Origin of the sequence: Ensifer sp. LC163 (assembly GCF_001695855.1) — a bacterium.
Taxonomy (GTDB): domain Bacteria; phylum Pseudomonadota; class Alphaproteobacteria; order Rhizobiales; family Rhizobiaceae; genus Ensifer.
Window position 1 is genome coordinate 168,057 of the sequence record NZ_MBSS01000012.1, and the last position, 26,557, is coordinate 194,613.

Here is a 26,557-nt window from a genome sequence, read left to right on the forward strand (position 1 = left end):
TTCTCGGCCCCTTGGACCTTAGTCTTTCTTCTGCGGGATCGGGCGAAGTGCCAGCTCGCGCAGCTGGGCCGACGTCGCCTCGGATGGCGCACCCATCAGCAGATCGACGGCCTGCTGATTCATCGGGAAGATCGAGATCTCGCGAAGGTTCTTCGCGCCGACCAGCAGCATGACAATGCGGTCGATACCGAAAGCCATGCCGCCGTGCGGAGGTGCACCATACTGGAACGCGCGGTAGAGACCGCCGAACTGCTCTTCCACTTCCTGCTGCGACTTGCCGGTCAGCTCGAACGCCTTGACCATGACTTCCGGCAGCTGGTTACGGATCGAGCCGGACGCGATTTCGAAGCCGTTGCAGACCATGTCGTACTGGTAGGCCTTGATCGAAAGCGGATCTTCGCCGTTCAGCGCTTCAAGACCGCCCTGCGGCATCGAGAAGGGGTTATGGGCAAAGTCGATCTTCTTTTCGTCTTCAAGCCATTCGTAGAACGGGAAGTCGACGATCCAGCAGAACTCGTAGCGGTCGCGGTCGACGAGGTTCAGTTCCTCGCCTGCCCGCGTGCGGGCTTCGCCTGCGAACTTGTAGAATTTCGTGGGATCGCCAGCGACGAAGAAGCAGGCATCGCCATCATCGAGGCCGAGCTGGGTGCGGATCGCATCGGTGCGCTCCTCTCCGATGTTCTTGGCAAGTGGGCCGGCGCCTTCGAGCTTCTCGCCTTCCTTGCGCCAGAAGATGTAGCCGAGACCCGGCTGGCCCTGGCTCTGGGCCCAGGCGTTCATGCGGTCGCAGAACGCGCGCGAACCACCGGTCTTAGCCGGGATTGCCCAGACTTCCACCTTAGGGTTCGAAGCGATCATGTTGGCGAAGACCTTGAAGCCGGAACCGTCAAAGTGCTCGGTGACCGCCTGCATCTCGATCGGGTTGCGCAGGTCCGGCTTGTCGGAGCCATATTTGCGGATCGCCGTATCGTAAGGAATGCGCGGGAACTTTTCCGTCACCGGCTTGCCATCGGCAAACTCGACGAAGATCTCGCGGATCACCGGCTCCATCGTCGACCAGACGTCTTCCTGCTCGACGAAGCTCATTTCGAGGTCGAGCTGGTAGAATTCGCCCGGCAGGCGGTCGGCACGCGGATCTTCATCGCGGAAGCAGGGCGCGATCTGGAAGTAGCGGTCGAAACCGGCCACCATCAACAGCTGCTTGTACTGCTGCGGTGCCTGCGGCAGGGCGTAGAAGCTACCGGGATGGATGCGCGACGGCACGAGGAAGTCGCGCGCACCTTCCGGCGACGAAGCCGTCAGGATCGGGGTCGTGTATTCCGTGAAGCCGACGTCGCCCATGTGGCGGCGCATCGACGAGATGATCTGCGTGCGCTTGACGATGTTCTTGTGCAGCGTGTCGCGGCGCAGGTCGAGGAAGCGGTACTTTAGGCGAACGTCTTCGGGGTAGTCCGGCTCGCCGAATACCGGCAGCGGCAGTTCCTTGGCGGCCGAGAGAACTTCGATCTCCTGGGCGTAGAGCTCGATTTCGCCAGTCGGCATACCCTTGTTGACGGTGTCGTCCATGCGTGCCTTGACGAGGCCGTCGATACGGACAACCCATTCACCGCGGACAGTCTCGGCGGCCTTGAAGGCGGGGCTATCGGGATCGGCGACGACCTGGGTGATGCCGTAGTGATCGCGCAGGTCGATGAAGAGCAGGCCGCCATGGTCGCGGACGCGGTGGACCCAGCCGGAAAGGCGAACGGTGGAGCCGACATCCGACTTGCGGAGGGCGGCACAGGTGTGGCTGCGGTAGCGGTGCATCGTGTTATCCCGGAATTGCAAAGCGCCGCGCAGGCCGGAACGGCGCGCGGCAACATGATCAAAATCGGGCGGAAAAGCGCATGATGCGCCGGCTTTGTCAAGCCGAGACGTCCGTCGTCCCTTCGCCAGCGCCATCGATTAAGCGCCGAAAACCACGTATCAATACGCGCTGTTCGCGACATGATCTGCCAAACGACGCGAAAAGAACGGTTATCGTCACAATTCGCGACTGTGCGCCACCGGAATGCGTCGCTACACATAATGGATCCGCTTATCCCGACTCGCGAGCATCATTCGGAAGTCGCCTGCCCCATGTCGCAAATTCGTCCGCTCATTCCGCTTCTCGTCACCGCAGGCATCCTCATCGGCGGCAACGGACTGCAGGGCACATTCATCTCGCTGCGGGCACTCGAAGAAGGTTTCTCGACGTCATTGATCGGCGTCATCGGCACCGGCTACAACATCGGCTTCGCGCTCGGCTGCGTCTACGTCACCCGCATCCTGCGCGCCATCGGTCATATCCGCACGTTCTCGGCGATGGCGGCCATCGCGTCGGCGGCGGCGATCGCCATGGTGCTCGTCATCAACCCGCTAATGTGGTTCCTGATGCGGCTTGTCGCCGGCATCTGCTTCGCCTGCCTTTTCGCCACCGTCGAGAGTTGGCTGAATGCCAGTGTCACCAATACGAATCGCGCGCGCACGCTTTCCATCTACCGCCTTGTCGATCTCGGCTCGGTCACCGCGGCGCAATATGTCATTCCCGGCGTCGGCATCGGCGGCTTCGAACTCTTCGCGATCATCTCGATGGCACTGACATTGTCGCTTGTGCCGATTTCCTTTGCCGATCGGTCGAGCCCGGTGGCGCCGGAAGCGATCCGCTTCGACGTCAAGGCGCTCTGGAACATCTCACCGCTCGCGACTGTCGGCTGCATCGTGGTCGGCCTCACCAACGCCGCCTTCCGCTCGCTGGGGCCCATCTACGCGCAGGGGATCGGTCTCTCGGTGACGGCGATCGCCACCTTCATGAGCGCCGGCATCATCGGCGGCGTCGTGCTGCAATATCCGCTCGGTCATTATTCCGACCAGATCGACCGGCGGCTGATCATCCTGATTGCCACCTTCGGGTCGTTGCTCGCCGGACTTTTCCTCGCCTTTGGCGCCGGCAACGACGAGTGGTTCAATTTCGCCGGCATCTTCCTGTTCGGCGCCTTCGCGATGCCGCTCTATTCACTCTGCTCGGCCCATGCCAACGACCACGCGGCGGAAGGTCAGCACGCTCTGGTGTCGGCGGGCATGCTGTTCTTCTGGTCGCTGGGCGCCATCATCGGCCCGCTGTTTGCCTCGTTCCTGCTCGAAATCTTCGGTCCGCAGGCGCTGTTCATCTATACGGCCGCGATCCTCTTCCTCTTCATGCTCTACACGGTCAGACGCATGACGGCGCGTGGCGGCGTTCCCGCAGAAGCACGCGCCATGCCATTCCGCAGCCTGCTGCGGACCTCGTCCTTCTTCAACAAGCTCGCGGGCGGCAACCACACCCGCAAGGACGACTGATACCAACCTGCGTTGATATGAGACGCCTGCGGCAAGATGTGGCTGTGCGAGAGAATTGCTGATTGCGGCGATCAGGTTTAGAACCGACCTGTCGCCCTATCCACTTGCCGAGATTATAAAAAATGCCGCTGATCAGCCGCCGCACATTCCTCCAGGGCTCCGCCGCTTTGGGCGGCGCTTTCGCCTTTGGCGCCGGCATGGCGGCGCGCGCCGGCGCGGCACCGGACCCGCAGATCCTGACGACACAACTGACTGAGGCGCAGATCGCCGCCGATGGCGTGACACCCAAGGTCATGACCTATGGGCTGGGGGATACCGCCAGCAACGGCATGCCGCCTGTCTTGCGGATGCGCATGGGCGAACCCTATGCGGCACGGCTGGTCAACAGGCTCGACGAGCCGACGACCGTGCACTGGCACGGGCTTCGGATTGCCAATGCGATGGACGGCGTGCCGGAGATGACGCAGCCCTATGTCTATCCCGGCGATCCCTTCGACTATGTCTTCACGCCGCCGGATGCCGGCACCTTCTGGTATCACCCCCACTGCAACACGCTGACGCAGATGGGAAGCGGTCTGACCGGCGTCATCGTCGTCGAGAACCCGGATGATCCGACATTCGACGCCGAGATCGTGCTGAACCTGCGCGACTGGCGGCTCGGCAAGGGCGGCGCTTTCATCGACCCGTTCAAGCCCAGGGATGCCGCGCGCGGCGGCACCTATGGCACGGTTCGTACCGCGAACTGGCAGCAGGAGCCGAGCTACGATGCGCCCGCCGGCGGCCTCGTGCGGGTCCGTATCGCGGCGACGGATGTCACACGGATCTATACGCTCGGCCTGGAGGGGGCAGACGCCATGGTCGTCGCGCTTGACGCAAACCCGGTCGACAAACCCTTCCCGCTCGACCGCTACGACGTCGGCCCGGGCCAGCGCATCGACCTCGTCGTGCGGATGCCGGACAGCGAAGGTGCCACGGTGAAGCTCGGCAACCTGCGTGGCTCGCATCCCTGGACGATCGCCAGTTTCCGCGCAACAGGCCCATCCTTGAAGCGCGATATCCGCGATGTTCCCCCCCTTCCCGCCAATCCTATCGCCGAGGCGGACCTTTCGGTTGCCACCCGCGTTCCGATCGAACTGACGGCCACGGCCGAACATAAGGCGACACCGTCGATCTGCGGCTCGCTCGGTTACACCTTCTGGGCGATCAACAAGGTGCCGTGGCCGGGCGACACGCCCGATCCGATCGCACCGATCGAGGAAATGAAGCTCGGCAGGAGCTATGTCCTGCAGATCGCCAACCGGACGCCGCACGCCCATCCGATCCACCTGCACGGCATGAGCTTCCGCATTCTCAACTCGAACAAGCGGACCTTCCTGCCGCCGCCGACGGACACCATCCTGCTTTTGCCCGACGAACAGGCGGAAATCGCGCTCGTTGCCGACAATCCTGGCGATTGGGTGTTCCATTGCCACATCATCGAGCACCAGAAGACCGGTATGACGGGTTATTTCAAGGTCGTTTGAGAATTTCCATTGTGACAGATGGCACGAAGGGCTACACGAAAAACATAGCCGCATTTTTGCCACAGTGATTTAACTCCGATGATTGAAACAACCGCAGATCTCGAGGCCGCCTGCCAGCAGTTGGCCCGCTCAAATTATATTACGATCGACACGGAATTCCTCCGCGAGACCACCTTCTGGCCGGAGCTTTGCCTGATCCAGATGGCGAACCCGGATATGGCGGTCATCGTCGATCCGATGGCCAAGGGCATCGACCTCACGCCGTTCTTCGCGCTGATGGCCAACCCTGATGTGATCAAGGTGTTTCACGCAGCGCGTCAGGATATCGAGATCATTTTCCATCTCGGCAATCTGATCCCGCACCCGATTTTCGACACCCAGGTCGCAGCCATGGTCTGCGGCTTCGGCGACAGCGTCTCCTATGACCAGCTCGTCAACCGCATCAAGGGTGAGCAGATCGACAAGTCCTCGCGCTTCACCGATTGGAGCCGCCGGCCGCTGACGGACAAACAGCTCGATTACGCGCTGGCCGATGTCACGCATCTGCGCGACATCTATCAGTACCTGAACACGCAGCTCGAGCGCGAAGGCCGTTCGCTGTGGCTTTCTGAGGAAATGGCCATCCTCGAAGCGCGCGACACCTACGACCTGCACCCTGATGATGCCTGGCAGCGCCTGAAGATGCGCGTCAAGAAGCCGATCGAGCTCGCGGTCCTCCAGAAGGTCGCCGCCTGGCGTGAGCGCGAGGCGCGCAATCGCAACGTCCCCCGCGGGCGCATCCTCAAGGACGACGCAATCTACGAAGTCGCTCAACAGCAGCCGAAGGACTCCGAGGCGATGGCGCGGCTGCGCACCATCCCGAAGGGCTGGGAACGCTCGAGCGCCGGGGCGGCGCTGATCGAGGCGGTCAACGAGGCGCTTGCCATCCCCAAGACCGAACTGCCAAAGCTGCCGCGGCAGAACCACACGCCCGAAGGTGCGGCCGCCGCCACCGAAATGCTGAAGGTGCTCTTGAAGCTGATTGCCGAGAAGCAGGGCGTGGCTGCCAAGATCATCGCCAACAGCGACGATCTCGACAAGATCGCCGCCGAGGGCGAAAAGGCCGACGTCGGCGCGCTCAAGGGCTGGCGGCGCGAGCTGTTCGGCGATACGGCACTGAAATTGATCAATGGTGAAGTGGCTCTTCGCTTCGTCGACAAGAAGATCGAAGCGATGGAAATCGGCGATTGAAAAACGGCGGGCGGAAACAATTTTCCGCCCGAATCCGGCTCTAGCCAAGGCCCTGCAGCGGGACTGATTCGCAATCGCGGCGAGCAGACATCAGCGCGCTGACGCGTGACGGTACCAGGCAGGTTCGCCGACGCGCTCTTTCTTCGCTGTCCGGTTTCGAGGCTCTTTTCGCATGCGCTGGCGTTTCTCCACGTTCGAAGGAATTTTGCTGCTGCTGATCGTCGGCAGCGCTGGCGCGCTCTATGCCTGGGTCACCTTCGGTGGCGGCGGCCTGATCGGAGCCACCTATGCGGTCTTCATCTGCATGCCGATCCTCGCCTTTGAGCGCCACATCATTTTCCGGCGGCTCTACCGCAAGATCCATTCCTTCTCGACGCCGATCTTCTTTCTTGCGTCCCTTGCCGTCTACTTCATCTTGATCGACGTCGGCTACGCCTTGGCCGGCCTGATCATGCAAATGACGGGGCACCTGCGCGAGGACTGGTTCGACTCCCTGGTGCCATCGAGCACCGTGCTTCTCTTCACCTTCGCGATCGCGGGACCGTTGGTTTTCATTCTTCGCGTGCGGGAGTTGTTGGGCCGGGACGTCTTCCTCAGCCTGTTGACCGGCAGATACCGCAAGCCGATCCAGGAAGAACGCGTGTTCCTCTTTCTCGATCTTGCCGGATCGACGTCCTACGCCGAGCGCAACGGTGATCTGAGAATGCAGGAGTATCTCGGCAAGCTCTTTGCCACGCTTGCCGACCCGGTGCTGCGATACCGTGGCTCTATCGACGACTATGTTGGTGACGCCGCAATCATCACCTGGCCGTTTGACCGCGCCGTCAACAATGCAGCGTGCGTTCACTGCGTCTTTGATATTCTCGACGCCATCGAGGCCGAGAGCCACCGGTGGCGCAAGGAGTTCGGCGAGGTTCCGCGCCTACGGGCAGCGCTGCACGGCGGCACGATCGTTGCGGCCGAAATCGGCGTCGACAAGCACAAGATCACCTATTTCGGCGATACGGTGAACACAACGGCCCGGCTTGAAGGCTTCTGCAAGACGTTGAACCATCAGGTACTGATCTCCACCGACCTCGCCCGCAAGATGCGGCTGCCGCACTATGTCCGGGTGGAAGATCTTGGCGAGCACGCCGTCAAAGGACGCGGACAGAAGCTCGGTGTGCTGGCGCTTCGGGCTGGGGGTACGCCAGCGCCGCAGCTGGCGTCCAGCTAACTTTCAACCGTGCAGCTTCGCCCCCTTGGTAATCTTGTCGACCAGCTTCTTGTCGGCATGAATGGCGATGCCGGCGACCTTCGCTTCGTCAGGCCGCGTTTCGGCGAAGACCGCGCGGTTGGCGCTGTCGTGGCCCGTCGAAAACATGGCATCGACATAGATCGAGGTTCGAATCTCTCTTTCGATCGCGCGGCGTTGAATATTGCCGAGCGTCGCACCATCTGCCGATAACACGATGATCGGCTGAACGCTCAGAGCGTTGTAGACGTTACCGGCACCATCGCGATAGGTTTCACCGATGATCGCCGGTTTCTGCCCGGCGATGCCGGTGGCCAGAAATGCGGTGACGTTCAGTTTCTGCCAGGTGGCCAGATCCTCGCGCAACACGATCGCGAACTTGGTGTCGAACATGACGGGTATCTCCATTTCAGGACATCAGGGCGTGCCCGAAGAGGCCTTAGCCGAGGACGCGGCCATCGATCTTGAACGATTGTGCGGATCGCCCGGCGACGGGATCCGCATCGCCGCTCAGGTGGACGGCATCGAGCGCATCGAGGCGCGGCTGCACGGCAAGGTCTTCGAGCCGCATCGCCACGACACCTATGCGCTCGGCGTCACGCTTGGCGGCATCCAGACCTTCCAGTATCGCGGCGAGAGCCGCTACAGCACGCCCGGGAGCATCATCATCATTCACCCCGACGAGGTGCACGACGGTGGCGCGGGAACGGAGGCGACGCTCCGCTACCGGATGATGTACCTGCAGCCGGAGCGATTGATCGCAGCCCTTGGCGATGGCGGCGGAGCCTTGCCTTTCATCGCCGCACCTGTTGTCGGCGACGTGGCCCTGCGCCAGGCGATCGGCGAGGCCGTGATGGATCTCGACGGCGGCCTAGACGAACTGGCACTCGACGACATTCTCACGTGCATCGCCGAGGGATTGTGCCGCCATGCTGGCACGACAGCTAAACCTGCCGGCAGGTCGGCGAAACGGGCGGTGTTCGAAGCGACGGACTATCTCAGGGCCAACCTCGAGCGCCCGGTCGGCTCGCAGGAACTCGAAGCCGTCAGCGGCCTCGATCGTTTCACGCTCGCCCGCCAATTCCGAAAGGTTCTCGGCACCAGCCCGCACCGCTACCTCCTGATGCGGCGGCTGGAGCAGGCGCGCCGGATGATTGCCACCGGCCACAGCCTGGCGGGGGCGGCGATGGAAACCGGCTTTGCCGACCAGGCCCATTTCACCCGTCATTTCAAGCGTGCCTATGGTGTGACGCCCGGGCGATGGGCAAGCCTGGCGCTTGCGGGCTGACGGCGATGCCCTGTCATCAAAGCTTCACCGCCCTGTAAGCCAAGCATCACCCAACCGTCATCAAAGCCGCCTATCGGGTTCGCGTACTTTGGCATCCAACCCATGGTGACTTTCATGACCAAAACGCTTCTCGCCACTGCGGCGCTCACACTTTTGATGACGACGGCCGTCCTGGCTGAGGAAAAGGCTTTCCCGGCGACGCTTAAGGCACACGCGATCCTGCCGGCAAACACGATCCTGGCAGCCCCGTCCGACGCGCCGGAATATCTGAAAACGTCAGGCAAGTTCACCACCGCAGACCGCAAGCGCGCCGAGGCAATCGGCACCGTGCCCGGCAAGGATGGCGTGCGCCCGACCGGCCTTTCGCTGCCGTTCAACGGCCAGCCGATGCAGGGCTTCTCCGGCATCAAGGCCATGGAAAACGGCACCTTCTGGAGCCTTTCCGACAACGGCTTCGGCAGCAAATTGAACTCGACCGATGCGATGCTGATGCTCCACCATGTGAAGATGGACTGGGACGCCGGCAAGGTCGAAGCGCTGAAAACCCTGTTCCTCACCGATCCGGACCGCAAGGCCCCCTTCCCGATCGTCATGGAAGGCTCCGACAAGCGCTACCTGACCGGTGCCGACTTCGACGTCGAGTCCATCCAGCCAGTCGCCGACGGTTTCTGGGTCGGCGAGGAATTCGGTCCCTACATCCTGAAATTCGATGTCGACGGCAAGCTGACCGACGTCATCGCGACGACCGTCAACGGCAAGCCGGTGATGTCGCCCGACAATCCGACCCTGACGCTGCAGAGCGACCCGTCGAAGAAGACGCCCGCCTTCAACCTGAAACGCTCCGGCGGCTACGAAGGCATGGCGCTGTCGAAGGACGGCACCAAGCTCTACGGCCTGCTCGAAGGCACGATCTGGACCGACAGCGAAACCGTCGAACAGGCCGACGGCCGTCCGGCCCTGCGCGTCATCGAACTGGATGTCGCCAGCAAAGCCTGGACGGGCCGCAGCTGGCTCTACCCGCTGGCCGAAGGCGGTGAGGCGATCGGCGATTTCAACATGCTCGACGACAAGACCGCACTGGTGATCGAGCGCGACAATGGCGCCGGCACGCTCGACAAGGCCTGCGCAGACCCGAAGGATCCGAAGCCGGATTGCTTTGCCGTCGGCTCGAAGGTGAAGCGTGTCTACAAGATTGCCTTCGATGACAGCAATGTCGGCAAGGCCGTGCGCAAGATCGGCTACATCGACCTGTTGAAGATCGCCGACCCGGACAACAAGAAGCGCCAGGGCGGCGGCGACGGCTATTACGACATGCCGTTCGTGACGATCGAAAACGTCGACCGCGTCGATGACACGCACATCATCGTCGGCAACGACGACAACCTGCCGTTCTCGGCCGGCCGTGCGCTTGATAAGGCTGACGACAACGAGTTCGTTCTGCTCGAAGTCGGCGAATTCCTGAAGGCGGAATAATCAAAAAAGGGCGCGCGGGTTTTCGTCCGCGCGCCCTTCGTCAAAGAAAGCATGCGTTCAGCTCTCGAAGCAGAACGCCAATCTCCTGCCCGTCAGCCTGCCCAGCTGCTGCAGGCGCCCGTCGAGGCGCTCGCCGGCAAATTCCGAATAGGCCGCAGGCACGACGATCTCCAGGTCGACATCGGGCAGAGACGATTTGCGGAAGGTCAGATTCTTCGCAACACCCGGCATCGACGCCGAGAACAGATAGGCGACGCGCAGCAGGCCGCCGAGCAGCTTCGCCAGTTCCAGCAGCCGCGGCGTGGTAATGCCGGTCAGCGCGCCGGTCGCGCCATCGTCGCTCAGGCCTTCGAAGCGATAATAATTGGCAAGCGCAATATAGGCACGCCCGGCATGGGTGATGCCGGAGAAGGTCGAGTGGGCGATGATGTTCAGCGCCTGCAGACCGCGATAGTCCGGATGTGCGCGCCAGCTGATATCGGCAAGCAGGCAGGCGGCCTGGCGATAGCGGCTTTCCTCTTCGGTTTCGTCGACACCGAAGAACGGCACCATGCGGCCGGTCCAGTCTGCAAGTTCGCGCGCGTGCTCGGGCGAACGCGCGCGCAGGATGGCGATTTCGCCGGCAGCGGTCAGCAGCGGATCCTGCGCACGCTCGTTCTCGTGCAGCAGCGAGAAGAGGTAGCCTTCGCGCACGCCGAGCGCCGAGAACGAAATCCGCTCCGGCTTCATGATCGACAGTGCCTCCTGCATCGCAATGGCGCCGAAGGGAAGCAGGCTGCGGCGGCTCTTGGAGATCGTCGCGTAGGCTGACGGCTTGATGTTCTTCGGCTCGATGACCTCCGGCAGCAGCGTCATCGCCTCGTCATAGGAAATCTCGTAGCCCTGCATCATGTGCAGCGGATAGTTGCGGATTTCCATGTGCAGCTTGGCGATCGAGCGCCAGGTACCGCCGACGGCATAAAAGGTGCGGCCGGCACCGGTCTTCAGCACCGGCGAGCTCTTCATGAATTTGCGCACCCAGGTGCGGGCCTTCGGCAGCGAACCGCCGCTGTGCTCGAAGAGGCGAATACCCCCGAGCGGCAGCGTAATGCCCTTGCCGATCTTCTTGCCGCTGACCTCGACCAGTTCCAGCGAGCCGCCGCCAAGGTCGCCGACCACCCCATCGGGATCGTGGTAACCGCTGACGATACCCATGGCGGAGAAATAGGCTTCCTCTTCGCCGGTCAGGATGCGGACCTTGTGGCCGAGGATGGCCTCGGCCTTCTCGATGAAAGCCGGTCCGTTGCTCGCCTCGCGGGCGGCCGCAGTTGCCACAACATACATGGAGGTCGCACGCGCCTGCTGCGACAACGCATGAAAGCGATGCAGTGCCCGGAGAGCGCGCTCGACGCTCTCCTCGTCCATGCGTCCGGTGGCATCGATGCCCTTGCCCAGACCGCACATGACCTTCTCGTTGAACAGCATGGCCGGAGCGCGGCTCAGGCCTTCGTAGACGACAAGGCGAATGGAGTTCGAACCGATATCCACAACGGAGACCGGGCGGATGCCGGGCAGACGCCCCTGCGCTTCAGATTCGACCATGCAATTCCAGTTTACTTGCGCCAGCTGCTCTTCCAGCCGGCAATCAGCTTCGGTGCACTGGACTTCAGGGCTTCACCCCGGCCCGAGAGGCTGGGGTTGGTCATGAAATAGTGCTGCGCGTTGAAAGGCTCGGCATCCTTGCCGACTTCCATCCGGCGAGACGTGCCGTCGGGAAGAATTTCGTAGCTCTGCTGGTTGTCGATGAGATTGCCCAGCATGATCTGCGAAAGTACCTGTTCGTGCACAGTCCGGTTGATAAGAGGCACAAGCGTCTCAACCCGCCGGTCCAGATTGCGCGGCATCATATCCGCCGAGCCGATATAGACAAGCGCATTTTCCGATGGAAGGCCGTGACCGTTGCCGAAGCAGAATATGCGGGAATGTTCGAGGAATCTGCCGACGATGGACTTGACGCGAATATTGTCGGAGAGGCCCGGCACCTGCGGCCTCAGGCAGCAGATACCGCGCACCACGAGGTCGACTTCGACGCCTGCACGGCTTGCCTTGTAGAGGGCGTCGATGATTTCGGGATCGACGAGCGAGTTCATCTTCATCCAGATCGCCGCCGGCCGGCCGGCCTTGGCGTGCTCGATCTCCTCATCGATATGCCTAAGGATGCGGGGCCGCAGCGTGTGCGGCGAGACCGCCAGCTTCATGCCGGCTTCCGGCTCGCCGTAGCCGGTGATGAAATTGAAGATGTTCGCCATGTCGTGGGCGATGACCGGGTTGCAGGTGAAGAACGACAGGTCGGTGTAGATCTTCGCCGTGACCGGGTGGTAGTTGCCGGTGCCGAGGTGGCAATAGGTCCGCAACCGGCCCTCCTCGCGGCGCACCACCATCGACATCTTGGCGTGGGTCTTGAGTTCGATGAAGCCGAAGACCACCTGCACGCCGGCACGTTCCAGGTCGCGCGCCCAGCGGATGTTGGCTTCCTCGTCGAAACGGGCCTTGAGCTCGACCAGCGCCGTCACGGACTTTCCGGCTTCGGCTGCATCGACGAGCGCCCGCACGATCGGGCTGTCGTTCGAGGTCCGGTAGAGCGTCTGCTTGATGGCGACCACTTCAGGATCGCGCGCCGCCTGCAGCAGGAACTGCACCACGACGTCGAAGGATTCGTAGGGATGGTGGACCACCATGTCCTTTTCGCGGATCGCGGCAAAACAGTCGCCGGCGTGTTCGCGCACGCGCTCGGGAAAGCGCGGATTGTAGGGCTCGAAGCGCAGATCGTCGCGCGGCGCCTTGGTGATTTCCGACAGCGTGTTCAGCGCCAGCAGCCCCGGCAGGACGGCGACGCGGTTTTCCGGAACGCTCAACTCCTGAACCACGAACTGACGCAGCGAAGCGGGCATTTCCGAATCGAGCTCGATGCGGATCACCGAACCGCGGCGGCGGCGCTTCAGTGCCGTTTCGAAGAAGCGCACGAGATCTTCGGCCTCTTCCTCGACTTCGATATCGCTGTCTCTGATGATGCGGAACGTGCCCGAGCCCTTGACCTCATAGCCCGGGAACAGCCGATCGATAAACTGGCTGACCATGTCTTCGAGCGTGATGTAACGGATGACATTCTTGACGTCGGGAAGACGGATGAAGCGGTCGAGCGCCACCGGAAGGCGCAAGAGCGCCGTCATCGGTTCGCGGCCCGTCTTGCTGACGAGCTGAAGGCCCATCGAGAAGCCGAGGTTCGGGATGAACGGGAACGGGTGCGCCGGATCGATCGACAGCGGCGTCAGCACCGGAAAGATCGACTGGTCAAATTCGTTGGCAAGCCAGCTCTTGTCCTGCGCCGACAAGGATGCCGGACGGACGATCAGGATATCTTCCTTGGCGAGATACTGCTGCAGCACCGCGAGCGACGCCTGCTGTTCCATCTGCAGGTTGTCGATTTCCTTGAGAATGTCTTCGAGCTGCTCGGCCGGCGTCTTGCCGTCCGGCGACCGCATGGCCAGCCCCTGACGCACCTGGCCCTCGAGGCCAGCGACGCGCACCATGAAGAATTCGTCGAGGTTGGCGGCCGAGATCGACAGGAAGCGGACACGCTCCAAGAGCGGATGCGCCGTGTTCAGCGTCTCCTCCAGCACGCGGCGATTGAACTGCAGCCACGAGAATTCGCGATTGATGAACCGCTCCGGGCTGGAGAGCAGATCGACGTCCTCCGCCGGCTGCTTGTTCTCGTTCACCGCAGACGTCGCATTATCCATTGCTGATCAGACCCCATTTCGCCGCAGGCAGGAACTATAACAGTTTGACGACGGAACTGTGACAGTCAATCGGAATGGCGTTGATTTCCAAGCTCTTCCAGGACTTCGGCGGCAAGCGGCCGAGTCAGCTTTACGCCACGCGCAAGCGCCAGCCGATCGATACGCTCGACGATCGTCTGGGCAGCCTCAAGCGAGCGCTCCATGCGCTGGACGATAAAGCCGACGAGCCGTTCATCGATGAAAAGCTGGCGATCGGCAAAGAGCTTGATCAGCACCTGCGTCAACAGTTCGTCATCGGGCTCGCCGATTTCGACGACGGTTGCCGCCTTGAGGCGCGAGCGCAGGTCCGGAAGCGCGACCGGCCAGGACATCGGCCACAGGCGCGAGGTCATCAAGAGACCGGTGCCGTGCTCACGAACGCTGTTGATGACATGAAACAGCGTGGTGTCGTCGAAGCCCTGGCGGTCGGCATCCTCGAACAGGACAGGACCTTCGGCGGCGATCAGTGCGGCGTCCGAGTCCGCTACCGGGTGGATCGTCCGCGCGCCCGCCCTCTCCTTCCAGATGCTGGCGAGATGCGACTTTCCGGAGCCGACCGGGCCGGCGATGATGACGACGGGCGACGGCCAGTCGGGCCAGTGATCGACGATCGCGATCGCCGCGCTCAACCGGTCGGAAACGAGCAGATCCTCACGACCCGTTGCCGGGTCGTGGTCGAATGCCAGAGGCAGTTGTTCGAAGGGACGTTTTGTCATGCTGTACTCGGGACAAGGATGGGACTATCAGCCGGGCTGATCGCCCTTTGCCTTCTTCGCCGCGACCTTTCCGTGTCCATGGTAGAGATCGCTATCAAGGTATCGCTGGATGCCGAAGCGAACAAGCACGCCGATGGCGGCAGCCGCCGGAACGGCAACCAGAAGCCCGACGAAACCGAAGAGCGCGCCGAAGGCAAGCAGGGCGAACATGAGCCAGACCGGGTGCAGGCCGACACTCTTGCCCACAAGCTTGGGCTGCAGGATGTTGCCTTCCAGAAACTGGCCACTGAAGAAGATGGCGGCGACAAGCCCGATCCAGAGATAATCGGGCCAGAACTGCACAAGCGCGACGCCGACGGCCAGGACCAGACCGACCAACGATCCGACATAGGGGATGAAGCTGATCATCCCGGCAAAGAGGCCGATCAGCAGGCCGAAATTGAGGCCGACGAGCGACAGGCCGATGCCATAGTAAAGGCCGAGGATGAGGCAGAGCGAGCCCTGGCCGCGAACGAAGCCGGCGATCGTCGTGTTCATGTCGCGGGCGATCTGGCGGACGACGCCGACATAGTCGCGCGGCACCCAGCTGTCGACCCGGTCGACCATCCGGTCCCAGTCGAGCAGCAGGTAGAAGGCGACGACCGGCGTGATGACGAACAGCGACAGAATGTCGAGCAACGCCATGCCGGAGTTCCAGAGCTGCTGGAAAAGCGTGCCGAGGAAGCTGGCCCCCTGCTCCAGGAGCTTGGCCGAATTCTGCTTGATCGCCGTCATCTGGTCGGCAAGCCAATCCGGCAACAGCGTCGACTGGCTGTCGGTCAATAGCGCCTGCAGCTTGGCGATATAACCGGGCATCTTCTGAATGAAGTCGGCGGCCTGGGTGAAGATTACCGGAATGATGATCATCAGCGACAGGGCGAAGAGCACCACGAAGCCGATCAGGATGACGACGGTCGCCATCAGCCGGCTGAGGCCGAGCCGCTCGAGACGGTCGGCGACCGGATCGAGGAAATAGGCAAGCGCCATGCCCGCAAGGAAAGGAAGCAGGATCGAGCTGAAAACCATCAGGAAGGCGATGAAGGCGGCAAGCACCAGCAGCCAGAAAATCACCTGGCGCTGAAGTCCCGAACCGCTGACTCTTATGTCCATGGTGTTCCCCGTAACACGCCAAGCATGCTTTTGCCGCATCATAATCTGTTTGAGGAGATAGGGGGCTCGCCGCGCGCCGGTCAAGTCCACGTGCTTCCCAGCCCGGTAAATTGAAGCCTCGAGCCGTTTCTTGCCCGTGGGATATGGGCAAAATGATGAAAAAAGGCCGCGAAGGCAGGCTGTCGGCTTGCACTCCCTTGCCCGTCGTGCAATGCGCATCCGCAAAATACCTGTCGCACGACCAGCCTTGGAGAACCAGCATGAGCCAGTCGGGAAAGAACGGCCTCACCTACAGTGACGCAGGCGTGGATATCGATGCCGGCAATCTGATGGTGGAGAAAATCAAGCCGCATGTGCGCTCGACCCGGCGCCCGGGCGCCGACGGCGAGATCGGCGGCTTCGGCGGCCTGTTCGACCTGAAGGCCGCCGGCTTCACCGACCCGGTGCTCGTCGCCGCCAATGACGGCGTCGGCACCAAGCTCAAGATCGCCATCGACGCCAACAAGCACGACACGGTCGGCATCGACCTCGTTGCCATGTGCGTCAACGACCTGGTGGTCCAGGGTGCCGAACCGCTGTTCTTCCTCGACTATTTCGCCACCGGCAAGCTCGATCCCGATCAGGGTGCCGCCATCGTTGCCGGCATAGCCGCCGGCTGCCGCCAGTCCGGCTGCGCGCTGATCGGCGGTGAGACCGCGGAAATGCCGGGCATGTATTCCGGCGGCGACTATGACCTTGCCGGCTTCGCCGTCGGCGCGGCCGAACGCGGTCATTTGCTTCCGGCCGGCGACATCGGCGAAGGCGACGTCATCCTCGGCCTTGCCTCGTCGGGCGTTCATTCCAACGGTTACTCCTTGGTGCGCAAGATCGTGGCGCTGTCGGGTCTTGCCTGGGATGCCCCGGCCCCCTTCGGCGAAGGCACGCTGGCTGACCTCCTGATGACGCCGACCCGCATCTATGTGAAACCGCTCCTGAAGGCGATCCGCGAAACCGGCTCGATCAAGGCACTGGCGCACATCACCGGCGGCGGCTTCCCCGAGAACATTCCGCGCGTGCTGCCGAAGCATCTTGCAGCCGAGATCGATCTCGACGCCATCAAGGCACCGAAGGTCTTCTCCTGGCTTGCTCAGACCGGTGGCGTCGCTGCCAACGAAATGCTGCGCACCTTCAACTGCGGCGTCGGCATGATCGCCGTCGTTCCGGCGGAAAAGGCGCAGGAGGTTGCAGCCGCGCTCGAGGCCGAGGGCGAAACCGTCTTCACGCTCGGCCGCATGGTCGCCCGTGCCGAGGGCGCCCATGGCACGATCTACAAGGGCAGCCTCGCCCTATGATGAACAACGTGACGGCAGGCAGGAAAAAAGTCGTCGTCTTCATCTCGGGCGGCGGCTCCAACATGCTCTCGCTGGCCAAGGCCGCGGCCGAGCCTGGTTTTCCGGCCGAGATCGTCGCAGTGATCGCCGACAAGGCCGATGCCGGAGGCCTTGCCAAGGCTGCGGCGCTCGGCATCCCGACCTATGCGTTCCTGCGCAAGGATTTCGACAGCAAAGACGCGCACGAGGCGGCGATCCTTGCCGAACTCGAGCGGCTGTCCCCCGACATCATCTGCCTTGCTGGCTACATGCGACTGCTGTCGGCGACCTTCATCCAGCGCCACGAAGGCCGGATCATCAACATTCATCCGTCGCTTCTGCCGCTCTTTCCCGGCCTCCACACCCATCAGCGCGCCATCGACGCCGGCATGAAGGTGGCGGGATGTACCGTGCACTTCGTCACCGAAGGCATGGATGATGGCCCGATCGTCGCGCAGGCTGTCGTTCCCATTGTCGACGGCGACACTGCCGAGACACTTGCCGCCCGCGTGCTGACGGTCGAGCACCGGACCTATCCGATGGCGCTGCGGCTGCTGGCGGAAGGCAAGGTCTGGATGGAAGGCGGACGCGCAGTCACGCGCGGCGAGACACAGACACAAGCGCAGCCAATGCTGATCTCACCGGCCGAATAGGCTGGTCACGCCTACTTTGACGCAGCGAGCCGACGATCGAGTGCGTCGAGCACGCGCCGGGTCAGCGCCGGATAGTTTTCGTCGAAATGGTGGCCGCCTTCGATCGCGACGACATCGACACCGGTGCCCTTCAGGTCAGGGCAGGCATCGCCTTCTTCCTCCGTGCCATGGATGCATTGCACCAGAGATGGGTCGATGCGCTTGATGTCGTCGAGTGGATCGCCACCGTCGCCCTGCCCTGCCGCGCCGAGCCAGCCAAGTACCGAGATCTTGTAGTCGACCTGATGCGACAGCGCCATCAGCGTGACCTGCCGCACATGGGCGCGCTCGCCGGGCGAGAGCAGATTGAAGGTGCGCGGCAGGATATCGGCGCCAAAGGAATAGCCGATCAGCAGAACATTGCGCACGTTCCAGCGCTTGCGATAGTAGTCCATCACCTTGGCGAGATCGTCGGCCGTCGCCTGCGGATCGCGCCCGGACCAGAAATAGCGCAGAGAATCGACGCCAACGATAGGAACCCCCTGTTGCTGCAAGACATCGCCGACCTGCTTGTCGATATCACGCCAGCCGCCATCGCCCGAATAGATCACCGCCATGGTATCGCGTGTCGGCTTGGTGTCGAGCACGGTCAGGGGCAAGCCGAACGGATTGTCGGCCGCGGCCTCGCTGTCGATCAGATCAGCGAGATGGCCGGTCAGCGCCGTGTAGGCTTCGTCGTCGCTCTCCTCCTGCGTGATATCAGGGTGTTTTTCGACGAGCGCGGCCAAATGGTTTCTGCCCTCGTCGGATGCCGTCGGCGTAAAGACGACGGAGATCGGATCCGGCAAAGCGCCATCCGTCAGGCCGTAGACCATGTGGTCGCCCTTCCGGGTTTTGTCCGCCGGCGTGCAGAGCTGCTTTGCCAGTGCAATGCCTTCCTCCGGGTCGACCGCGAGCGTCTGGCCGATGGTTGCGGCGGGGGTCTGGGCCGCAATCGCCAGCGCCATGGCCCCGCCAGCCCCGACGCCGGCAACGATCGGCGGCAGATAGGCATCGCTCTTCAGTGATCGCTGGACCTGCTGGCTCAGCGATTCGATATCCGACACCGTGTAGATGCAGTCGCCATCGTCCTTGGCGAGAGCGGCCAGATAGGCATTGAGATCGATGCCGATGACGACCGTCTTGTCGTCGACAAGCGTGCGGGCGACTGCGTCTTCCTTGTCGCTCCAGCCCTCCGCATCGGACAAAAGGACGACAAGGGCGGATGCCGTCTCGTTCGGAATGAGGATGTGCGGCGCCGGGATCATGCCCGTGTCGTAGGTTGCTGGCTTCTCCTTCGCCAAAGCCGGCGCAATCGCCGCCGTCGCCAGAAGGACGGCTCCCGCCAGGGGCTTCCAGATGTTCGCGATCCGCATCATTTCTTCATCACTCCCTTGAGGCCGCCGCCGATGAGGAATGTCGCATCCATCAAGGCAAGGATCGGATTGATGCCGCCGCTCGCCACGAGGTAGCGCGGCTGCCACTGCGGATGGAACTTCGACTTGAAGGCACGAAGACCCTTGAAGTTGTAGAAGCGCTCGCCGTGCTCGAAGAAAGTTCGTGCTGCCCGGTCCCAGACCGGCGCGATCTGGCGTGAAGACATGCCCGACAGCGGCGCCATGCCAAGATTGAAGGTGCGGTATCCCTCAGCCTTCAGATACTCCATCACCTGCGCGAAGAGGAAATCCATCGCTCCCTTGGGGGCGTCCGGCGAGAAGCGCATGAGATCGACGGTGCCTTCCTGTTTGGTTGCCGTCACCAGGATGTTGGCGAAAGCAACGATCCGCCCTTCGTACATGAGGATCGCGACCGGCTGCTCGGCAAGGTACTCGGGGTCGAAGGCGCCGAGGGAAAATCCTTTCTCCTTGGCATTGTGATGGGCAAGCCAGGAATCGGAAATCGCCGTCAACTCGCCCATGATCGCCGGAATGTCAGCCGGCGCCACCATCTTGAACGCCAGCCCGTCCCGCTGGGCGCGGCTGACCTGCTGGCGCAGATTGGCCCATTTGCCGCCCTTCATCTCGAAACGTGCGAGGTCGACATGGGCGAGTTCGCCGAGCCTGAAAGCGCGCAGCCCTGCATCGGCATAGTAGGCCAGCCCGAGCGGAGAAACCTGATAGAAGACCGCGCGGCAACCGCTGGCGCGGGCCTTCTCGATGAACTGCCAGATGAGCTCCGGCCAGGCGTCCACCGGCCCCACCGGATCGAACAGCGCGATCCACGAGCGGGCGCGCTGGCCATACATGATGAAGGCGCGACCATCGGCGGAGAACAGCAGGCTCTTGTCGCCCATGCGCACCAGATTGGCATCGGACATGTCCTGCGCCTCGACGATCGCCAATGCCCGCTCCATCGCGTCGTCGCTCGCCGGCTCGGCACCCGAAGCTGCCGGGCGCATCAGGCTCCAGATCGCAAGCGCGCTGGCGCCGATCGTCACACCCAGAAGCGCACGCAGGCCGCGGGGCGCCTCGGCGGAGAATTCGAACTGCCACCAGAGTTGGTGGCTGTATTCGACGTCGCGATAGACGAACAGCAGGACGACGAGACCGCCCAGGCAGATGACGCCGAGCGCCGTCAACCACGGGAGCGTCAGCGCCTGGCCGAAGAGGGAAGCCGGCCGCACGAACAGGCGGCGGCTGACGACGAGACCGACGAGGAAGAAGGCGAGCATGCCGGCCTCGACCAGCGCGATCGCCTTGATCAGCGAAAGCAGAAGTGCGGCAACGCCGATTGCGATCGACGCCCACCAGGCGCCGTCGAGCCGCTGCGCGAGGCCTCGAGAGACGATGACCAGCGCAAGCCCGAGGAGGCTTGCCAGAAAATGCGCGCCCTCGACGATCGGCAGCGGCAGCAGGCCCTCGAGGAAAGCTAGGTTTTCATCCGGTGTCGGCGTGACGCTCGACAGCACCAGCATGATCGCCAACACGATGCCGAGCGTCGCCAGCAGAAGCGGCGTAATGCGACCGCCGATACGGCGCACGCTGGAAGCGACGGGATGGCCGGAAAGCTGCCGAAGCTCGATACCGATGACCACCGCGATTGCAATCAGGAGCGGCAGGACGTGATAGATGACGCGGTAGAGAACCAGCGCGCCGAGGATGGTATCGACATCGGCACTGTGACCGAGCGTGGCGATGATGATCGTTTCGAACACCCCGAGCCCGGCCGGCACATGGCTGAGCACGCCGATGCCAACGGCAAGCGAATAGATCGCCAGAAAGGCCGGCCAACCGATCGTTCCCGCCGGAAGCAGCACATAGAGCACCGTTGCCGATGCCGCCAGGTCCAGCGCCGTGACGAGGAACTGGCGCGAGGACGTGCGCGAATCCGGCAGGCGCAGCGTGAAGCGCCCGAGGCTGACCTCATGACCGTCGCGCGCCTTGACGAAGACAGCGAGCACGACGCCGAGAATGGCAACCGCGATCATGCGCAGCCAGAAAGGGTCTAGACCCGTCAAGGGCGCCACATATTCGCCGACGGCAAGCAGGCTCAGGCACGTGACCGTCAGGAGCCCAAGGCCGAAGGCGAGCGTCACGAAGGCGACGATCCGGGCGATGTTTTCCGGTTCGATGCCCAGGCGCGAATAGGACCGGTAGCGGATGGCGCCGCCGCTCAGGGCGCCAAAGCCTGCGGTATTGCCGACGGCATAGGCACAGGCCGCCGTCAACGCAACGTCCGCATAGGGCAGCTTGCGCCTGACATAATCGAGCGCGCCGACATCATAGAAAGTGAGCGCAAAGAAGCTCAAGGTGGTGAAGAGGACGGCCGCGGCCACAGAGGTCCAGCTGGTATCGGCAAGCGCCTGGACCACATCGTCATACTGCACTTCGGAGGTCAGGTGGAAAATCGCCAGGCCGAAAAGGGCGATCACCAGCAATGTCGCAAGCGCCTGAAGGTAGCGCCGGTTACGACGCAGGAAGAGGCCCCACCCTGCCTCGACCTGCTGATCGTCGTTGGCTGCACGTTCCGTGAGGGAGGACGTCATGGGTTGCCCATGTCACTGATGAAGACATCAGCGCTGTAGCCTACCGAAGAACGATCAAAAAGTGAAATATCCGTAATGTATTATTTGCTTACAAAACAAGATCTTACACCGTAAGCGAACTACGGTTCAGCTGAGCCCACTGCAGCAGCATGATGGTTTTGGCATCGCATATCTCGCCCGTCGCAATCATGCCGAAGGCTTCATCGAAGGGAATTTCGAGAACCTCGATATCCTCGCCCTCATGCGCCAGGCCGCCGCCATCACCGGCCTTTTCGGTGACATCAATAAGCCCAACGAAAAAGCTGGTGCGCTCGGTGAGCGCGCCAGGGCTCATATAGGCATCGAAGAGGTGGGTGGCTCCATCGACGTGATATCCCGTTTCCTCCAGCGCTTCGCGGCAGATGGCAACCTCCGGGGTATCGTCGTCGAGCAGACCCGCCGGCGCTTCGATCATATAGGCGGGATCGCCCTGTAGCAGCACGGGCACGCGCAGCTGGCGGACGAGCACGACGCTTTGCTGGCGAGGATCGAACAGCAGGATGGTCGCTGCGCTGCCATGGTCGTGCACTTCACGCTTCAGCGTCGCCGTGCCGCCGTCGGACATTTCCTGCTCAAGAGTGATTTCCTCCAGATGAATGAAACCATCCGAGAGCGTGCGTCGTTCGATGATCCTGACACGCTGATCGTGGTGTTTCGTCATGGCAGGGTCCTTGGTCCGGAGGGGAAAGAATGCGGTCGCGGTCGACCGTCAATGAATATGTTCCGAGGGCGCGCAGCTTTCGCGCTCCATCTGCAGCGTTGTGTGGTGCAGGTCGAACTCGTCGCGCAAGCGTTGTTCGATCGCACGGCGCACGGTCTCGCCGTCGGCAAGCTCGGCCAGCACGACGTGGGCCGTCAGCGATGGCTGGCTCTGGGTGATCGCCCAGAGATGTAGATCATGCACCGAGGCGACGTCGGGCACGGTGGTGATCGCCGCATGCACATCCGCCAGGCGCATGCCTGGAGGTACGCCTTCCAGCAGAATGTTGACGCAGTCCTTCAGCAGCACCCAGGTGCGGGGAAAAACCATGAAGCCGATACCGACGGCGAGCAGCGAATCGACCCATTGCCAGCCGGTGAACCAGATGATTGCCGCACCGGCGATCACCGCCACCGAGCCGAGCATGTCCGACCAGACCTCGAGATAGGCACCCTTGACGTTGAGGCTTTCGTCCTTGTGACTGGTCAGAAGCCGCATCGATATCAGGTTGACCACAAGGCCGACGACAGCGATCAGCAGCATGCCGCCGGACTGGATTTCCTGCGGCAGCGACAGGCGCTTCCACGCCTCGTAGAGGATGTAGAAGGCGACGGCGAGCAGCAGCAGGGCGTTGAAGGCAGCGGCAAGAATCTCGAAGCGGGCATAGCCATAGGTACGCAGCAGATCCGACGGCCGGCGACCGACATGGATGGCAACCAGCGCAATCGCCAATGCCGCCGCGTCGGTCAGCATATGCATCGCATCCGAGATCAGCGCCAGGCTGCCGGTCAGAACGCCGCCGACGACCTCGGCCAACATGAACCCACCCGTCAGGCCAAGCGCACCCCAGAGACGCGACACCGGCCTGTTGCTGACATCTGCATGCTGATGGTCGCCGCTCATGAAGGCATCCGTTGGCTAGGGAGCCGGTTTCACCCAGACCCTGTTGTCGTGGAAAGCCGCGCCGCCATAGGGCGCGACGGCATCGGCGCCAGTAAGCACATTGATGCCCTCCCCGTCGAGATGGGCGCCGTTCGGCCACAGGCCTTCGGCGATCACGACGCCGCGTCGCGCGCCGCCACCGACCGCGACGTGCAGGCGCACCTCGCCGCGCTGATTGCCAAGTTTGACGATGTCACCGTCGCCGACGCCGAGCGACGCGGCATCGTCCGCATGCATCATCACCATCGGGCGGACTTCCTTCTGAATCGAGGACGGAGTTTCGGCAAAGGTCGAGTTGAGAAAGGAACGGGCCGGAGACGTCGCAAGGCGGAAGGGATGTTCCGCGTCGGCGACTTCGATCAGGTCGACATGGTCAGGGAACTCCGGCAGTGCCGCATGCGGCCCCTGCAGACCCATCGACTTCGGCGGGCGGTTTGGCGCAGGGGTGCCGGTCCAGTCCGCCTTGAAGCGGAATTTACCGTCGGGGTGGCCGAAGCCCTTGAGATAATGCGCGTCCTCGAATGCCGGCTGACAGTCGAGCCACTTCTCGCGCTTCATTTCGTCATAGCCGATGCCGTAGTTGGCGAGCAGCCGGTCTATATGTTGGCGCTCGGTCAACCCGAAGCCGGCATGATCGGCAACCCCGAGCCGCCTTGCCAGTTCCTCGATGACGAAGAGATTGGTGCGCACCGTCGATGGCGGCTCCACCACCTTCGGCCCGATCAGGATGTGCTGATGGCCGCCGCCCCGATAAAGATCGTCGTGCTCCAGGAACATGGTTGCCGGCAGCACGATATCGGCAAGCTGCGCCGTGTCGGTCATGAACTGTTCATGCACCGCGACAAACAGGTCGTCCCGCAGGAAGCCGCGTTTCACCAGCCGTTGTTCCGGCGCGACATTCACCGGATTGGTGTTCTGGATCAGCATCGCCGTCACCGGGCCGCCATGGCGCAGCGCCTCGGCATCGCCTGTCAGAACCCGGCCGATCTGCGACTGGTCGAGCATGCGCACATCAGGATCGTGGAACGCCGTGCCGACGAGTTCGCGCTTGTCGAGCTTGAAGATGTCGTTGTTCGAATGAAACGCGCCGCCGCCTTCGTGCTTCCACGAGCCGAGCACCGTGGCGATCGAGGCGGCCGCATGGATCGCGACCGCGCCGTTGCGCTGGCGGGTAAAGCCGTAACCGAGGCGGAAATAACTTTTCGGCGTCGTGCCGACGAGTTTCGCGAACGCCTCGATCTCCTCGACGGAAAGGCCGGTGATCGCCGACGCCCATTCCGGCGTGCGCGATTTCAGATGTGTCTCGAGCCCCGCCGGGTCATCGGCGAATTCGGCCATATAGGCGCGGTCGGCAAAACCGTCACGGAAGGCGACATGCATGACGGCGCAGGCAAGCGCCGCGTCCGTGCCCGGTTTCAGCACCAGGCCCATGTCGGCCTGCTTGACCGTGGGGTTGTCGTAAATGTCGATGACGACGATCTTGGCGCCGCGATCCTTGCGGGCCTTCACTGCATGGGTCATGACGTTGACCTGCGTGGCGACCGCGTTGGTTCCCCAGATCACCACGCAGTCGGACTTCGCCATCTCGCGCGGGTCGGGGCCGCGCAGCGAGCCGGTCGCCATCGAAAAGCCGGTCCAGGCCATGTTGGTGCAGATCGAACCGAAGAAGCCGGAATAGCGCTTGGCGTGGCGCAGCCTGTCGATGGAATCGCGCTGCACCTGCCCCATGGTGCCGGCGTAGAAATAGGGCCAGACAGCCTCGGCACCGTACTTCTGCTCGGCCTTGGCGAACTGGTTGGCAATTTCGTCGAGCGCCGCCTCCCAGGAAATCTCCTGCCAGTTGCCGCTGCCCTTTGGCCCGACCCGACGCTGTGGCACCATCAGTCGGCCGGGATGATAGATGCGCTCGGAATAGCGCGCGACCTTGGCGCAGATGACGCCGGCGGTATATGTGTTGGCGGCAGCGCCGCGCACGCGGCCGATCCGGCCTTCAGCGGTCAGATCCACTTCCAGTGCGCAGGCGGAGGGACAGTCGTGCGGACAGACGGAGTGGCCGATCGACTTTTCTGCTTTGATGGGGGTCGCAACGTTCATGGCTTTTCTATATGGCATCGACAATCGGGCTCAAAGAGCCAAACGTCCATCCATCGAAACAATTGATCACAGCCATCGGCGGCCCTCATGAACTATCGGCATATCTATCACGCGGGCAATTTCGCCGATGTTCTCAAGCACGCGGTGCTGGCGCGCCTCGTCACCTATCTCCAGCAGAAGGAGAAGGCGTTCCGGGTTCTCGACACCCACGCCGGCATCGGCCTCTACGATCTGTCAGGCGAAGAAGCCCAGAAGACCGGCGAATGGCGTGACGGCATCGGCCGGTTGCTCGAAGGCGACCTGCCGGCGCCGGTCGCCGCCATCCTTGAGCCCTATCTTGCGACGGTTCGCGAGCTTAATCCCGGCCCCGAGTTGACGCGCTATCCCGGCTCGCCGAAGCTGGTTCGCATGCTTTTTCGCCCGCAGGACCGTCTGTCGGCGATGGAGCTGCACCCGGATGATTACGAGACCCTGCACCGGCTTTTCGATGGTGACTTCCAGAGCCGAATCACCGAGCTCGACGGCTGGCTGGCGCTTGGCGCCCACCTGCCGCCCAAGGAAAAGCGCGGCCTCATCCTGGTCGACCCGCCGTTCGAGATAGAAGGCGAGTACGAACGGCTCGCCGACGGCCTCGCCAAGGGCTATCGCCGTTTTGCCGGCGGCACCTTCTGCCTCTGGTACCCGCTGAAGAAGAATGCGCCGATCAAGGCCTTCCACGAAGCCCTCAAGGCGCTCGAAATCCCCAAGATGCTGTGCGCCGAGCTTTCGGTGCGCAGCGATCGCGAGACCACGGGACTTTCGGGCTCAGGCCTCATCATCGTCAACCCGCCGTTCACGCTCAAGGCCGAACTCGAGGTGCTGCTGCCTTTCCTTAAAACCCGACTGGGGCAAGATCGTTTCGCTTCGGCACGCTGCTTCTGGCTGCGTGGTGAAGAAGCGACAACCCGGGGCCTTGACTGAAAGGCTCAGAAAGCAGCAATCTTGCGGGA

Annotated in this window: 20 protein-coding genes; 9 read left to right on the plus strand and 11 right to left on the minus strand. The window is 62.7% G+C overall.

Annotation, left to right across the window (positions count from 1 at the left end):
* Positions 1–18 precede the first annotated feature (18 nt).
* On the minus strand, positions 19–1,806 hold the full coding sequence (aspS, locus tag BC360_RS10695; RefSeq protein WP_065787204.1) for an aspartate--tRNA ligase: 1,788 nt from the start codon (positions 1,804–1,806) through the stop codon (positions 19–21).
* 312 nt (positions 1,807–2,118) lie between these two features.
* Here aspS and BC360_RS10700 point away from each other — a divergent pair, with 312 nt between their 5' ends.
* From BC360_RS10700 to BC360_RS10715, 4 genes are all read left to right on the plus strand, one after another.
* Positions 2,119–3,357 carry an MFS transporter gene (locus tag BC360_RS10700; protein WP_065795172.1) on the plus strand — a complete coding sequence of 413 codons (1,239 nt, stop codon included), beginning with the start codon at positions 2,119–2,121 and terminating at the stop codon, positions 3,355–3,357.
* A 122-nt stretch (positions 3,358–3,479) separates the two neighbouring features.
* Positions 3,480–4,880 carry a multicopper oxidase family protein gene (locus BC360_RS10705; protein ID WP_065795173.1) on the plus strand — a complete coding sequence of 467 codons (1,401 nt, stop codon included), beginning with the start codon at positions 3,480–3,482 and terminating at the stop codon, positions 4,878–4,880.
* 78 nt (positions 4,881–4,958) lie between these two features.
* Positions 4,959–6,110: a ribonuclease D gene (rnd, locus tag BC360_RS10710; RefSeq protein ID WP_065787207.1), complete on the plus strand. Its 1,152-nt coding sequence runs from the start codon at positions 4,959–4,961 to the stop codon at positions 6,108–6,110.
* Between the two features lie 172 nt (positions 6,111–6,282).
* Complete coding sequence (locus tag BC360_RS10715) at positions 6,283–7,326, plus strand: adenylate/guanylate cyclase domain-containing protein (protein WP_065787208.1); 1,044 nt, start codon at positions 6,283–6,285, stop codon at positions 7,324–7,326.
* Between the two features lie 3 nt (positions 7,327–7,329).
* Here BC360_RS10715 and BC360_RS10720 read toward each other — a convergent pair whose 3' ends face one another.
* The gene (locus BC360_RS10720) at positions 7,330–7,737 is read right to left on the minus strand and encodes a DUF2000 family protein (RefSeq protein ID WP_065787209.1); all 408 of its coding nucleotides are present in this window, start codon (positions 7,735–7,737) and stop codon (positions 7,330–7,332) included.
* Here BC360_RS10720 and BC360_RS10725 point away from each other — a divergent pair.
* Both BC360_RS10725 and BC360_RS10730 read left to right on the plus strand, forming a co-directional pair.
* Positions 7,736–8,632 carry an AraC family transcriptional regulator gene (locus BC360_RS10725; RefSeq protein ID WP_083222509.1) on the plus strand — a complete coding sequence of 299 codons (897 nt, stop codon included), beginning with the start codon at positions 7,736–7,738 and terminating at the stop codon, positions 8,630–8,632. The genes BC360_RS10720 and BC360_RS10725 overlap by 2 nt on opposite strands.
* 114 nt (positions 8,633–8,746) lie before the next feature.
* Positions 8,747–10,105, plus strand: coding sequence for an esterase-like activity of phytase family protein (locus tag BC360_RS10730; protein ID WP_065795557.1), 1,359 nt, complete (start codon positions 8,747–8,749; stop codon positions 10,103–10,105).
* Positions 10,106–10,162: 57 nt separating this feature from the next.
* Here BC360_RS10730 and ppx read toward each other — a convergent pair whose 3' ends face one another.
* The 4 genes from ppx to BC360_RS10750 form a co-directional block, all read right to left on the minus strand.
* Positions 10,163–11,686 carry an exopolyphosphatase gene (gene ppx / locus BC360_RS10735; RefSeq protein WP_065795174.1) on the minus strand — a complete coding sequence of 508 codons (1,524 nt, stop codon included), beginning with the start codon at positions 11,684–11,686 and terminating at the stop codon, positions 10,163–10,165.
* Between the two features lie 11 nt (positions 11,687–11,697).
* The gene (locus tag BC360_RS10740; protein ID WP_065787211.1) at positions 11,698–13,884 is read right to left on the minus strand and encodes an RNA degradosome polyphosphate kinase; all 2,187 of its coding nucleotides are present in this window, start codon (positions 13,882–13,884) and stop codon (positions 11,698–11,700) included.
* Between the two features lie 65 nt (positions 13,885–13,949).
* A complete protein-coding gene (hdaA, locus tag BC360_RS10745; RefSeq protein ID WP_065787212.1) occupies positions 13,950–14,639 on the minus strand; it encodes a DnaA regulatory inactivator HdaA in 690 nt (229 codons plus the stop codon).
* A gap of 27 nt (positions 14,640–14,666) precedes the next feature.
* Positions 14,667–15,788 carry an AI-2E family transporter gene (locus tag BC360_RS10750; protein WP_065795175.1) on the minus strand — a complete coding sequence of 374 codons (1,122 nt, stop codon included), beginning with the start codon at positions 15,786–15,788 and terminating at the stop codon, positions 14,667–14,669.
* A 260-nt stretch (positions 15,789–16,048) separates the two neighbouring features.
* On the opposite strand from BC360_RS10750, the gene purM reads away from it, so the two are divergent.
* On the plus strand, positions 16,049–17,119 hold the full coding sequence (gene purM / locus BC360_RS10755) for a phosphoribosylformylglycinamidine cyclo-ligase (protein WP_065795176.1): 1,071 nt from the start codon (positions 16,049–16,051) through the stop codon (positions 17,117–17,119).
* The gene (gene purN / locus BC360_RS10760; RefSeq protein ID WP_065795558.1) at positions 17,119–17,790 is read left to right on the plus strand and encodes a phosphoribosylglycinamide formyltransferase; all 672 of its coding nucleotides are present in this window, start codon (positions 17,119–17,121) and stop codon (positions 17,788–17,790) included. Before purM ends, purN begins: the two co-directional genes overlap by 1 nt.
* A gap of 11 nt (positions 17,791–17,801) precedes the next feature.
* Here purN and BC360_RS10765 read toward each other — a convergent pair whose 3' ends face one another.
* The 5 genes from BC360_RS10765 to BC360_RS10785 all read right to left on the minus strand — a co-directional run bounded on the left by BC360_RS10765 (position 17,802) and on the right by BC360_RS10785 (position 25,586).
* Positions 17,802–19,187, minus strand: coding sequence for a virulence factor family protein (locus tag BC360_RS10765; protein WP_083222510.1), 1,386 nt, complete (start codon positions 19,185–19,187; stop codon positions 17,802–17,804).
* Positions 19,184–21,793 (minus strand): bifunctional lysylphosphatidylglycerol flippase/synthetase MprF, encoded by a 2,610-nt coding sequence (gene mprF, locus BC360_RS10770; RefSeq protein ID WP_065795177.1) that lies wholly within the window; start codon positions 21,791–21,793, stop codon positions 19,184–19,186. Before mprF ends, BC360_RS10765 begins: the two co-directional genes overlap by 4 nt.
* Before the next feature lie 103 nt (positions 21,794–21,896).
* Entirely contained in the window at positions 21,897–22,493 is a 597-nt protein-coding gene (locus tag BC360_RS10775) for an NUDIX domain-containing protein (RefSeq protein WP_065795178.1), read from the minus strand.
* Positions 22,494–22,541: 48 nt separating this feature from the next.
* The gene (locus BC360_RS10780) at positions 22,542–23,435 is read right to left on the minus strand and encodes a cation diffusion facilitator family transporter (RefSeq protein WP_065795179.1); all 894 of its coding nucleotides are present in this window, start codon (positions 23,433–23,435) and stop codon (positions 22,542–22,544) included.
* Positions 23,436–23,450: 15 nt separating this feature from the next.
* A complete protein-coding gene (locus BC360_RS10785) occupies positions 23,451–25,586 on the minus strand; it encodes a molybdopterin-dependent oxidoreductase (protein ID WP_065795180.1) in 2,136 nt (711 codons plus the stop codon).
* 69 nt (positions 25,587–25,655) lie between these two features.
* Between BC360_RS10785 and BC360_RS10790 the strand changes: the two genes are divergently transcribed.
* Positions 25,656–26,528: a 23S rRNA (adenine(2030)-N(6))-methyltransferase RlmJ gene (locus BC360_RS10790; RefSeq protein WP_065795181.1), complete on the plus strand. Its 873-nt coding sequence runs from the start codon at positions 25,656–25,658 to the stop codon at positions 26,526–26,528.
* The last annotated feature ends 29 nt before the right edge of the window (positions 26,529–26,557 follow it).